The sequence below is a fragment of the Stenotrophomonas sp. YJH_SMC_64 genome, assembly GCF_059371375.1.
Window position 1 is genome coordinate 318,172 of sequence record NZ_JCAFUN010000002.1, and the last position, 11,631, is coordinate 329,802.

Genomic DNA, 11,631 nt, shown 5'->3' on the forward strand with positions numbered 1-11,631 from the left:
GCATCATCAAGCGCCCCGACGAGATCGCGTTGATGGCCGAATCCGGGCGCCTGCTGGCGCAGGTGTTCGCCGCGCTCGACCAGCTGCCGCTGCAGGGCCGCAGCACGATGGAGATCAACGAATTCGTCGAGCGCATGATCGTCGATGAGCTGCAGGCACGGCCGGCCAGCAAGGGCCAGTACGGCTTCCCGTATGTGCTCAATACCTCGATCGACAACGTCATCTGCCACGGCGTGCCCAGCACCACCGACGTGCTGCGCAACGGCCAGATCGTCAACCTCGACATCACCTTGGAAAAGAACGGCTACATCGCCGACTCCAGCACCACCTACCTGGTCGGTGAGGTCGACTACGCCGCGCGCCGGCTGGTGCAGACCGCCTACCAGGCGATGTGGAAAGGCATCGCCGCGGTGCGCCCCGGCGCACGCCTGGGCGATATCGGCCACGCCATCGCCCGCCACGCACGCAGCCACGGCTACAGCGTGGTGAAGGAATACTGCGGCCATGGCATCGGCCAGGAAATGCACGAGGAACCGCAGATCCTGCACTACGGCCATCCCAACACCGGAATGGTGCTGGAAGAAGGCATGGTGTTCACCATCGAACCGATGCTCAACCAGGGCAAGCCGGCGATCCGCCAGCAGCCGGACGAATGGCCGGTCTACACCCGCGACGGCAAGCTGTCGGCGCAGTTCGAGCACACCGTGGCGGTCACCCGCAGCGGCGTGCGCGTGCTGACCCTGCGCCCCGGCGAAACCCCGCAGTGCGCGGTGGACGCGGCCTAGAGCGGGCGCAACAGCAGCAGCGTGGCGAGACAGAACATGAAGATCGCCACGCCGGTGTCCAGCATCCGCCATGCAGCCGGCCTGCGGAACACCGGCTGCAGCAGGCGCGCGCCATAGCCCAATGTGCAGAACCAGGCCACGCTGGCCACGCACGCACCGGCGGCGAAGGCCCAGCGCAGATTGCCCGGGTAGCGCGTGGACAGGCTGCCCAGCAGCACCACCGTATCCAGATAGACGTGCGGGTTGAGCAGGGTGAAGGCCAGACAGGTCAGCAGCACCTGCCGTCGATCGCCACCGTCCACGTCACCCGCCGCCAGTGCACTGCCACCGCGCCACGCACGCATCCCGGCCTGCAGGCCATACCAGAGCAGGAAGACCGCACCACCGATGCGCAGCACCTGCAGCAGCAACGGCCACTGCAGCACCAGCGCGCCCATGCCGCCCACGCCGGCCAGGATCAACGCGATATCCGCGCCGGCGCAGGCCAGCACCACCCTGCCCACATGACGTTGTTGCAGGCCTTGGCGCAGCACGAAGGCATTCTGTGCGCCGATGGCGATGATCAGGCCGGCGCCCGCGAAGAGGCCGGCGACGGTAGCGGCAATCCACATCGGGACAGGCCAGGCAGCGAGGGGACGCGCAGGGTGCGGCCAACAGCCTTGTTTAGACAAACTGATTTTTCTTTATCCTGTGCAGGAAAACTGAAGAGGCACCGGCATGGACCTGGTACACCCGCAACTGGCCGCGTTTGCCGCGGTGCTGGAGGAAGGCAGCTTCGAGGCTGCGGCACGCCGCCTGTCGATCAGCCCATCAGCACTGTCGCAGCGGATCAAGGCTCTGGAAGACCGGCTCGGGCAGGTGCTGGTGGTGCGCCAGGCGCCATGCCGCCCCACCGCCGCCGGTGAGGCGCTGCTGCGCCGGGTGCGACCGATGCAGGCGCTGGAGGCCGAGGCATTGGCCGAGCTGCTACCCGAGCGTGGCAGCAGCGACGCTGCGCGCACCCCGATCCCGCTGGCGGTCAATGATGATTCGCTCGATACGTGGTTCGTACCGGCCATCGCCGACCTGCACCAGCGCCATGGCTACCTGTTCGACCTGCGCATGGACGACCAGGACCACACCCTGCGGTTGCTGCGCGACGGCAGCGTGCTGGGTGCGGTCACCGCCGAAAGCCAGCCGGTGAAGGGCTGCAACGTGCACCCGCTCGGCGCCATGCGCTACCAAGCGATCGCTTCGCCCGGCTTCGCCCGCCAGTACTTCAGCGATGGCATGGACGCCACGGCGCTGGCACGCGCACCGATGCTGGTGTTCAACCGCAAAGATGAACTGCAGTGGCGCTTCGTGCGTCGCCTGACCCGCGCGAGGCTGCAGCCGCCGCTACACTACCTGCCCTCCTCCACCGGTTTCGTCGAAGCCGCCGCGTGCGGACTCGGCTGGGGCCTGGCCCCGGAAACCCTGGCCGCGCCCGCTGTGCTCGCCGGCCGCGTGGTGGTACTGGAACCCCGCCGCTGGCTCGATGTGCCGTTGTACTGGCAGCATGCCGCCGTGCGCTCAAGCACGCTGCAGCACATCACCCAGGCGCTGCGTACTGCGGCCAGCGGCACCCTTCGTTGAGGAAAGACCGATGACCGCAGACCCGGGCTTCACACCATGCGCACTACCGTTTGCGCACTTCTTTACCACTGGGACGGCATGGGCGTGATCGGCCGACGTACAAGGATGCACCGCGCGAAAGTCGCGTTGACCCTGGCAGCCTGCATGCCGCTTGCGGCGGCAGCGCAGAGCAGTGCCGATGCACCCGCACTGGACTGGGAACAGGCGCGGCAACGCCTGGAGCAGGTCTCCGATGCGCTGGCCGCTGCCGATGCAGCCGTTCGCAACAAGCAGGACCTGCAGGACGCCACCCGGCTGCTGCGCCTGCCGGAGATCACCGGCGAAGTGCGCCGCCTGCAGTTCCAGAAGACGCTCACTCTGCCGCTGGGCTCACTGGCGCCGGTGGCTGAAGCCTTCGGCATCGATTCGCCGCTGTCGTTCACCGAGCGCGACTGGCGCACCCGTCCAGTGGTCACCGCGGTGCTGCCGCTGTACACCGGCGGCGTGATTCCGGCCGCGCAGCGTGCGGCCAGTGCCGCCCACGAACAGGCCAGCGCCGAGCGCGAAGCACAACGTCAATCGCTGACCGTGCAGCTGGCCCAGGCCTACTTCGGGCAGCGCCTGGCCGAGCAGGCGGTGGACGTGCGCCGTGACGTGCGCGATGGCCTCAACCGCCACCTGTCCGATGCGGAGAAGCTGGAACGCGAGGGTTTCGCCACCCGCGCCCAGCGCCTGCAGGCCACCGTGGCCCGCGACAAGGCCGAGCGCGAATACCAGAAGACGGTGAACGACCTGGCAACGCTGAAGGCCGCGCTGGCCACGCTGCTGCGCAGTGGTGGCGAGGTGCAGCCGGTTTCGCCGCTGTTCGTGCAGCGCGTGCCGCTGGAACCGGTGGTCAGCTTCGAGCGTACTGCGCAGGCGCGCCAGCCGCAGATCGCACGCCTGCGGGCCATGGTGGCGCAGGCCGAACAGGGCGTGCGCGTGCAGCAGGCCAAGCTGAAACCGCAGATCTTTGCCTTCGGCCAGTACGACTTCCGCCGCCGCGACGAAATGCTGACCGATCCGGACTGGGCGTTTGGCATCGGCCTGAAGTACACCTTCCTGTCGCCGAACTCGCGGCCGGCGCAGATCAGCGCCGCGCGCGCGCAGCAGGACCAGGCCGAAGCGGGCCTGCGCGAGGCCGAGAACCAGGTCGCGCTGGGCGTGCGCAAGGCCTGGAACGAACTGGAAACCGCGCGCCAGCAGTACGTGCTGCTCGACAGCAGCATTGCCCAGGCACAGGAAAACCTGCGCCTGCAGGAGCTGGCGTTCCGCGAGGGCCAGGCCACCTCGCTGGATGTGATCGACGCGCGGCTCGGCCTGGGCGGTGCCCGTGTAGAGCGCGCACAGGCCGCCTACCAATACGATATTGCGCTGGCACAGTTGCTGGAGGTCAGTGGACAGATGGACCGTTTTGAAGAATTCCGGCGCCGTGCGGACGAGGTGATCGACCATGAGTGATGTGCTGCACGACGATGCGACAACACCCCCGGCCAAGCGCCGCCTGGGCCCGATCCTGGTAGTGGCGCTGCTGGTCGCGGTGGTGCTCGGCCTGTGGCTGGCCTGGCGCAGCCCGGCCGACCAGATCCAGGGCATGGCCGACGCGGACACCATCAACGTGGCCGCCAAGATCACCGCCCGCGTGGCGGAGTTGAAGGTGCGCGAGGGCGACCGCGTGCAGCCCGGGCAGGTGCTGTTCCTGCTCGACAGCCCCGAAGTGGCCGCCAAGGAACAGCAGGCCCACGGCGCGTTGGCCGCCGCACAGGCGGTGGCCGACAAGGCCGACGAAGGCGCGCGCAGCGAAGACATCCGCGCCGCCGAAGCGAACTGGAAGCGCGCCGAAGCCGGTGCGACGCTGGCCGAAGCCACCTACCAGCGCGTGCAGAACCTGTTCAACGAAGGGGTGATGACCCGGCAGAAGCGCGATGAAGCGCATGCCCAGGCCACCAGTTCGCGCGAACTGGCCCGTGCCGCGCGCGCGCAGTACGACATGGCGTTGGCCGGCGCACGCGAGCAGGACAAGCGTGCCGCGCAGGGCCAGGTGCAGCAGGCGCAGGGCGCGGTGGCCGAAGTCAACGCCGCCCGTGCCGAAGTCGAAGGACGCGCGCCGGTGGCGGGCGAGATCAACAAGCGCATGGCCGACCCGGGCGAGCTGGTGCCGGCCGGCTACCCGGTATTCACCCTGGTCGACATTGATCGCATGTGGGTGGCGATGAACCTGCGCGAATCACAGATGCAGGGCCTGAAGGTCGGCAGCAAGCTGCAGGGCAACGTGCCGGCACTCGGCCTGGACGGCGAGTTCGAGGTCTACTTCATCAACCCTGCCGGCGACTATGCGACCTGGCGTACCACCCGCCAGTCGTCCGGCTACGACGTCCGCAGTTTCGAGGTGCGGGTGCGCCCGGTACGCCGCATCGAGGGCTTCCGCCCCGGCATGAGCGTGCTGTTCGCATGGCCCCAGCACTGAGCCCGGACCGCAACGGCTTCGCTGCTTCGTGGCGGCGCGAGCTGCAGTCGCTGCGCGGCAACCGTGCCGACCTGCTGCTGGTCACCGTGCTGCCCCTGCTGATGCTGGCGGTGATGGCGTGGATGTTCTCGCCGTCGGTGATGCGCGACATCCCCATTGCCGTGGTCGACCTCGACCACAGCAGTGACAGCCGCCTGCTGCTGCGCATGCTCGATGCCAGCCCCGGCGTACGCATCGCCAGCCAGCCGGCGGACCTGGAGGACGCGCGTTCGCAGCTGCGCAGGCTGGATGTGTTTGCCATCGTACTGGTGCCGCGCGATGTCACCCGGCAGGCGCTGCGTGGACGCCAGGGCACGGTGTTCGCCTATTACAACGCCACCTACATGACCACCGGCCAATCTGCGTCGCGCGATATCGGCGACGCAGTCTCGGCCTGGAACGCACGCCTGCTCCGCGAACGCATCGGCCTGCAGGTCGGCCCCGGCAAGCTGCGTGCGGCACCGATCGCGGTGCAGTCGGACATCCTGTACAACCCTGCGCGCAGCTACGAGTTGTTCCTGCTGCCGCTGATCTTCCCAGCCGTGCTGTCGCTGGTACTCGCACTTGCGGTGGCCGGCAGCCTCGGCCGCGAGATCCGCGACGGCACCCTGCCCGCCTGGCTGGGTCGAACGCCGTGGTCGGCGATTGCCAGCAAGGTCGCGCCGTACATCCTGCTGTTTTCGCTGTATGGCGCGCTCGGCATCGGTTACCTGGCCTGGCTGCGCGGCGATGGTGTGGCCGGCAGCGTGCTCCTGCTGCTGCTCGCACAGCCACTGTTCTACCTGGCCACGGCCGCCTACGCATTGTTCTTCGTCGGCGTCACCCGCGACATGGGTACCGCGCTGTCCGCGGTCGGCCTCAGCATCGGCACCGCACTGGCGTTCTCCAGCGCTACCTTCCCGGTCCTGGATGGCCCCCTGTTCACCCGCATCTGGCATCAGCTGCTGCCACTCAGCGCCTACATCAAGCTGCAGACCCAGCAGCAGTTCATCGGTTCGCCGCTGCAGGTTTCGGTGTGGCCGTTGGCCACATTGCTGCTGATGGCGGTGGTGGCAGGAGGCATTGGCGGCCTGCGCCTGATCGCCTTCGCGCGCAGGCCGGAAGCCGCGCAGCCTGCGGGAGCCGACGCATGAGCGCACTCTGGCGCAGCCTGCGGCAGACCCTGATGGCGGTGCTCTGCGACCGCTACGCGATCGTGGTGATGGTCGGCGCGGTGATCCTGTATTCCTTCTTCTACCCGGCCGCGTACCGTCACCAGGTGGCCGGCAACCTGCCGGTGCTGGTGGTGGACGAAGACCACAGCGCGACCAGCCGCGAGCTGCTGCGCAAGCTCGATGCGCTCCGCGTTGCACGCGTGGTCGGGCAACCGGCGGACATCGACAGTGCGCGTCAGCAGCTGGAAGCCGGCCATGCCGAAGGCATCGTGCTGATCCCGGCCAACCTGGAGCGCGACATCCTGCGCGGCCACCCGGCCAAGCTGGTGCTGCTCGGCAACGGCGCCTACCTGGGCCGTGCCAGCTGGGTGCTGGGCAGCGTGGCCGATGCACTGGGCGCGTTCGGGCGTGACGCCGTGGTCGGCCAGGCCGCGTTCATGGGCGCGCCACAGGCGCCGCCGGTCACCCTGGTGCAGCGCCCGCTGTACAACACTCAGGAAGGCTATGGCAGCGCCATCGTGCCCGGTGTGGCCGAGCTGATCGTGCACCAGACCCTGCTGATGGGCATCGGCGTGCTGCTCGGTAGTCGTCGTCTTGCACTCGGCCGGCGCCTGCGCTTCGACCTGCCGACCCTGGCCGGCATGGCGATGGGCTTCGGCCTGATCGGCCTGTTCGGCCTGTTCTGGTACGCCGGGTTCACCGCCTGGGTGCAGGACTATCCGCGCGGCGGAAACCCACTGGGCCAGCTGCTGGGCGGCACCCTGTTCATCGCCGCTACCGTGGTTTTCGGCCTGTTCGTCGGCAGCTTCTTCCGCACCCGCGAACGCGCCTTCCAGTACATCATCGCCACCTCGATCCCGCTGTTCTTCCTGGCCAACCTGTCGTGGCCGGCAGTGATGACGCCGCAACCGCTGGTCTGGCTGGCGCAGCTGCTGCCTACCACCTCCGGTATCAACCTGATGGTGCGCCTGAACCAGATGGACGCCAGCCTGGCCGACGTCAGCCACGAACTGATCACCCTCACCGTCCTGCTGCTGCTCTACGGCAGCCTCGCCACCTGGCGCCTCCTCGCAAAAAAGGGGACGGAGGGGATTAAGTCGTAAACGGCCGGTTTGGGGGATTGCGACTTAATTCCCTCCGTCCCCTTTTTCCTGCAACGAAGAACGCCGGCGTGGGGCCGGCGTTCGGGTACTGCGGTGTGGAAGGGGAAACGAGGTCTGGCTGTGACCGATCAGCGGTAGACGCGTTCGCAGCGACGTTCAACCACGCGGTCACCGTTCTTCTGCTGCTGGTTGCCTTGGATCTGGCGGCCGGCCGCGCCACCGGCCACGGCGCCGGCCACGGTTGCAAGCTTCTTGCCGTTACCGCCGCCCACCTGGTTGCCCAGCAGGCCGCCGATCACTGCGCCGGTAGCGGTACCCGTGATGCGGTTCGGATCGCGCGAGTTGCGCTGCACTTCCACGTTCTTGCAGACCACGCGGCTGCCGTCATTGAACTTGCGTCCCTCATCGCGCGGCCCATACGTCTGCGCACCGGCCACCGGCGAAGCCGCCAGCAGCGTGCCCAGCACAAGCAATCGGGTCGAGGTCTTCATGGCCATCTCCTGAGTTCCGGTATGGCGCAAGTGTCCTCCTGCGGTTGGCAACCGGAAGTGAAATGCGCGTGTCCACCGCCTCATCGGCCATCGCGCGTTCAGGAAGAGAATCCGCGCCCATCACGATCAGCCATCGTGATGGGCGCCGTCTCCCTACCGGCGTGCTGCCTTGCTAGAACTCTTCCCAGCCACCCGCATTGGCAGCCAACGTCGGCTCGATGCGCGGTGACAGCACCGCCGGGCGTCTCACCGGCGTGACCGAGGCCGCTACCGCCGCAAGCGCGCGCGGGACCGATACGGCTGCCGCGGCTGCACCGGTGCGGAACACCGACACCGCTTCGGCCAGCAGGTTGGCCTGCTCCTCCATGGAGCGTGCCGCCGCGCTGGCTTCTTCCACCAGCGCCGCATTCTGCTGCGTGGTCTCGTCCATCTGCACCACCGCCTGGTTCACCTGTTCGATACCCGAGCTCTGCTCCTGCGAGGCGGCAGAGATATCGGCCATGATGTCGGTCACGCGCTGCACCGAGGCCACGATCTCGCCCATCGTGGTGCCGGCCTGGCGAACCAGCGCCGATCCATCGGCGACCTTGCCGACCGAATCCTCGATCAGGCCCTTGATCTCCTTGGCCGCACCGGCCGAGCGCTGCGCCAGCGTGCGCACCTCACTGGCAACCACCGCAAAGCCCCTGCCCTGCTCGCCGGCACGAGCGGCTTCCACTGCAGCGTTAAGCGCCAGGATGTTGGTCTGGAATGCGATGCCATCAATGACCGAAATGATCTCGGCGATCTTCTTCGACGAGGCTTCGATGGCCGACATCGTGGTGACCACCTGGCCGACCACCTCGCCGCCCTGCGAGGCGACGCCATGCGCACCGATGGCAAGCTGGTTGGCCTGGCGTGCGTGCTCGGCGTTCTGCTTCACGGTGGAGGTCAGTTCTTCCATCGACGCCGCCGTCTCTTCCAGGTTCGCCGCCTGCTGCTCGGTGCGACGCGACAGATCGGTGTTGCCCGAAGCGATCTCGCCTGCCGCCAGGTTGATGCTGGACGCGCTGGACTGGATACGGCCGACAATCTGCTTGAGCTGATCGACGGTGGCATTGCAGTCATCGCGCATGCGGGCGAACACGCCGTGGAAGTCACCCTGCATGCGCACGGTCAGGTCACCGCGCGAGATCGCCTGCAGCAGGCTCGACACCTGCACCAGGTTCTGGTCGGTGGTCTGCATCAGGCGATTGAGCCCTGCCACCATGTCGCGGAAATCGTAGGCGAAGCGATCTTCGTCACCGCGCAGGCTGAAGTCGCCTGCCGCGGCCGCTGTCGCCAACCGGCGGATCTCGCTGTTGATCGCCGACAGGCTGGTCTTGGTTTCGTCCATTGCCTGGGTGATCGCCGCCTTCTCGCCCGGCAGCGGATCCATGTCCACCGACAGGTCGCCACGGGCGTAATGCTTCATCACTTCGATCAGCCGGTTCTGCACCTGCACGTGCGAGCCGACCAGCGCATTGGTCTCGTGCACCATGCGCCCGTAGTCGCCGGGGAAGGCACTCTCATCCATGCGATAGCTGAGGCTGCCGGCATCGTGCTGGCGGGCCAGCTCGCCCTGCGCCGCCATCACCGACTGCAGCTGCGCCTGCATGCGCTGCATCGACCTGAGCAGCTGCGTCACCTCATCGTTGCCGGACGCGTCGATGCTGCTGTCCAGCCGCCCGTTGGCGATGCCGTCGGCCAGCTTCACCGCACCTTCCAGCGGGCGGGTCAGGCTGCGGGTGATGGCCCACGCCGCCAGTGAACCCAGTATCAGGCTCAGCACGCCGAACACGATCGACAGCGTGCCGGTCCAGGATTCGGTTGAACGGTATTCCTCGCGGCTGCGCTCGGTCAGTGTCTCCTGATGCCGCAGCAGGGTCGAGATCGCCTCATTCCATGCGGTGGCCAGGCCGTGCTCGGCGAGCAGTTCCTTGGCCGCACCGTCGAAATCACCGGCCTTCATGCGCTCGTGCAGATGCTGGGTGGAGGCGTCGGTGGCCTTGCGTGCCGCGTCGATTTTCGCAACAAGGGTATCGCCGGTGGCGTCGCGCGGAATCTTGATGTACTTGGCCCAGATACCGTCGTAGGTCTGCGACAGCTCCTGCGCCTTCTGATAATCCTTGTCGAAATCCTCGCCGCGCTTGATCACCATCAGCCGGCGATGCATCAGCACCGCGTTGTTGGTATCCAGCATGTCGTTCAACAGCCGCATCTTCACCATGTTGACGTCCACCACTTTCTCGAACTGGGCGGACTTCAGGTGATTCCCGTACAGCACCAAGCCAACGATGGCCACGATGAACAGCAGCAGCAAACCGAACCCGGCACCCAGCCGGGATCCCACTCGAAGGTTGCGTAAGGCGAGCATCTCAATTCCCTTGATCATGGCCGTATGATCGATGGCGGCGCAGGCAGGGGAAACTTTATGGGTCGATATTATTATATCGATCTAAAACTCTGGAACTGTGCAGACAGGTGTGAAATCAGAAAACCCACGAACGCGTTATATCCATAAGGCATATCGCCATGTGTACCGAGAATGGGATCAGGCCCGGGCCTGCCGCCCCGGCATCCAGCATTACGGAGCAGCAGGCCCCGGGAAGACCAGATCCTTCCCGAGCCTTGCCGCATAGATGCTCTCGAACTGGAAGGAGAGCACAAACCGGAACTCGCACGCCGCAGCGTAACGATTGATGAAGCGGCAGATTTCCTCCCAGGCACTTTCAAACCCGCTCGCGCGGAAATGAAACGAGCCGAGCAGGCCGACCTGCCACTTGGCTTCAATCCCTTCCGCAACGACAGCTTCCGGCGGGTCGACGATGCTGAATCCGAAGCCGGTGTTGGATGCTGGAAGATATCCACGCAGGCCGTCGGCACCGTCGGAGTACGGCCTGGATCGAGTCCAGAGCGCGCAGCACGAAACCCAGATCGGCACCGGCTTCGACTCAAGCAAGCTTCATCAAAGCTCGGTGTCGTTACAAGCCCTGACCCATTCGTCAGGATCATCGGGCGCCACCGACATGAATCGGACTACTACGTCCACTGTTCACGGCCATCTGCGCCGATCCAAACCAGACCCGCCGGAGCATCGGTCAAGAACCAGAGGCCGAATCCATCGATATCATCTTCACCAGGATTTTCGGGCCAAGCGTTTGAGATTAGCGTCAGCTGCTCCCTCCAGTCGCCTTGCAAGAACACCCCGTCCGTTGCAAGCCTCACTTTCCCTTCCCTCAACAAACGACCCATCAACTCGAAGAACGCGTCTTTTCTTTCGGAGATCCCAACACCTCCCATTTCCATCGTCATGTGCTGCCAGACGGCACCCATTGATAACCCAAACGAAGAAGTCACCACTGCACAATGAATCCCGTCTTTCATTTGAACTTCACCTCTACTCGCTTTCCATTATTTATGGATTTATCCTGCACATCAATTGTCCAACTAGCACCAGTCTTCTGCGCGCTCGTTGAAAAATCTCTAAGAGTTATCTTTGCACCAGAGCTCGTGGTTGCCGTATAAAGAAGACCCTTTCCAGGTACGACCTTCGCGACAGGCATGCGATCAGTTCCAGTCAGCTGTCTGAAATACAGCATGACATCGGATGTGCTTGCACCAATATAAACCGGAGCACCCGTACTGACTTGAGCATCGGCCTTCAAGACCTTTGAACCAAGATTAAGCTGAAAATCCTTAGGATCCAATGACTTGCTATTGTATTGGTGTGCGAGGTCATCAATTCGCTTTTGCGAGTACGCCTGAAGAACGGATTCAGGTTGTTTGAGAGACAAATCGGGCAGTTCCCGGCTTGGGCGCCCAGCCATCCATCTGCCCGCCCGCACCACCACTGATGCTGCCGGAGCTGGCCGTATAGTCCATGTGGTTCTGCAGGTCGGTGAATGTCAGCGAGCCCGCAGTCAGTTCACTGTTGCCCGC

General features: G+C 65.5%; 12 protein-coding genes. 6 read left to right on the forward strand and 6 right to left on the reverse strand.

The window, feature by feature from the left end:
- The first annotated feature begins 2 nt into the window (after positions 1-2).
- Positions 3-785: a type I methionyl aminopeptidase gene (map, locus tag AC5P9L_RS03155; RefSeq protein ID WP_279915540.1), complete on the forward strand. Its 783-nt coding sequence runs from the start codon at positions 3-5 to the stop codon at positions 783-785.
- On the opposite strand, the gene AC5P9L_RS03160 is transcribed toward map, so the two are convergent.
- Positions 782-1,396: a LysE/ArgO family amino acid transporter gene (locus tag AC5P9L_RS03160; protein ID WP_043035546.1), complete on the reverse strand. Its 615-nt coding sequence runs from the start codon at positions 1,394-1,396 to the stop codon at positions 782-784. The genes map and AC5P9L_RS03160 overlap by 4 nt on opposite strands.
- 106 nt (positions 1,397-1,502) lie before the next feature.
- On the opposite strand from AC5P9L_RS03160, the gene AC5P9L_RS03165 reads away from it, so the two are divergent.
- The 5 genes from AC5P9L_RS03165 to AC5P9L_RS03185 all read left to right on the forward strand — a co-directional run bounded on the left by AC5P9L_RS03165 (position 1,503) and on the right by AC5P9L_RS03185 (position 7,180).
- Positions 1,503-2,399 (forward strand): LysR family transcriptional regulator ArgP, encoded by an 897-nt coding sequence (locus tag AC5P9L_RS03165; protein WP_227416032.1) that lies wholly within the window; start codon positions 1,503-1,505, stop codon positions 2,397-2,399.
- A gap of 78 nt (positions 2,400-2,477) precedes the next feature.
- The gene (locus AC5P9L_RS03170; RefSeq protein ID WP_227416035.1) at positions 2,478-3,878 is read left to right on the forward strand and encodes a TolC family protein; all 1,401 of its coding nucleotides are present in this window, start codon (positions 2,478-2,480) and stop codon (positions 3,876-3,878) included.
- Complete coding sequence (locus tag AC5P9L_RS03175) at positions 3,871-4,884, forward strand: HlyD family secretion protein (RefSeq protein ID WP_005408651.1); 1,014 nt, start codon at positions 3,871-3,873, stop codon at positions 4,882-4,884. The genes AC5P9L_RS03170 and AC5P9L_RS03175 overlap by 8 nt, the downstream gene beginning before the upstream one ends.
- Complete coding sequence (locus AC5P9L_RS03180; protein WP_227416031.1) at positions 4,869-6,056, forward strand: ABC transporter permease; 1,188 nt, start codon at positions 4,869-4,871, stop codon at positions 6,054-6,056. Before AC5P9L_RS03175 ends, AC5P9L_RS03180 begins: the two co-directional genes overlap by 16 nt.
- Positions 6,053-7,180, forward strand: coding sequence for an ABC transporter permease (locus AC5P9L_RS03185; protein WP_227416030.1), 1,128 nt, complete (start codon positions 6,053-6,055; stop codon positions 7,178-7,180). Before AC5P9L_RS03180 ends, AC5P9L_RS03185 begins: the two co-directional genes overlap by 4 nt.
- Positions 7,181-7,308: 128 nt before the next feature.
- Here AC5P9L_RS03185 and AC5P9L_RS03190 read toward each other — a convergent pair whose 3' ends face one another.
- From AC5P9L_RS03190 to AC5P9L_RS03210, 5 genes are all read right to left on the reverse strand, one after another.
- Positions 7,309-7,677 carry a glycine zipper 2TM domain-containing protein gene (locus AC5P9L_RS03190; RefSeq protein ID WP_012479547.1) on the reverse strand — a complete coding sequence of 123 codons (369 nt, stop codon included), beginning with the start codon at positions 7,675-7,677 and terminating at the stop codon, positions 7,309-7,311.
- Between the two features lie 166 nt (positions 7,678-7,843).
- On the reverse strand, positions 7,844-10,066 hold the full coding sequence (locus AC5P9L_RS03195; protein WP_227416034.1) for a methyl-accepting chemotaxis protein: 2,223 nt from the start codon (positions 10,064-10,066) through the stop codon (positions 7,844-7,846).
- Positions 10,067-10,276: 210 nt separating this feature from the next.
- Complete coding sequence (locus tag AC5P9L_RS03200) at positions 10,277-10,651, reverse strand: hypothetical protein (protein WP_216655110.1); 375 nt, start codon at positions 10,649-10,651, stop codon at positions 10,277-10,279.
- 80 nt (positions 10,652-10,731) lie between these two features.
- On the reverse strand, positions 10,732-11,076 hold the full coding sequence (locus tag AC5P9L_RS03205) for a DUF596 domain-containing protein (RefSeq protein WP_024958502.1): 345 nt from the start codon (positions 11,074-11,076) through the stop codon (positions 10,732-10,734).
- Positions 11,073-11,486, reverse strand: a complete 414-nt coding sequence (locus AC5P9L_RS03210) for a hypothetical protein (protein ID WP_141097972.1) — start codon at positions 11,484-11,486, stop codon at positions 11,073-11,075. Before AC5P9L_RS03210 ends, AC5P9L_RS03205 begins: the two co-directional genes overlap by 4 nt.
- Between the last annotated feature and the right edge of the window lie 145 nt (positions 11,487-11,631).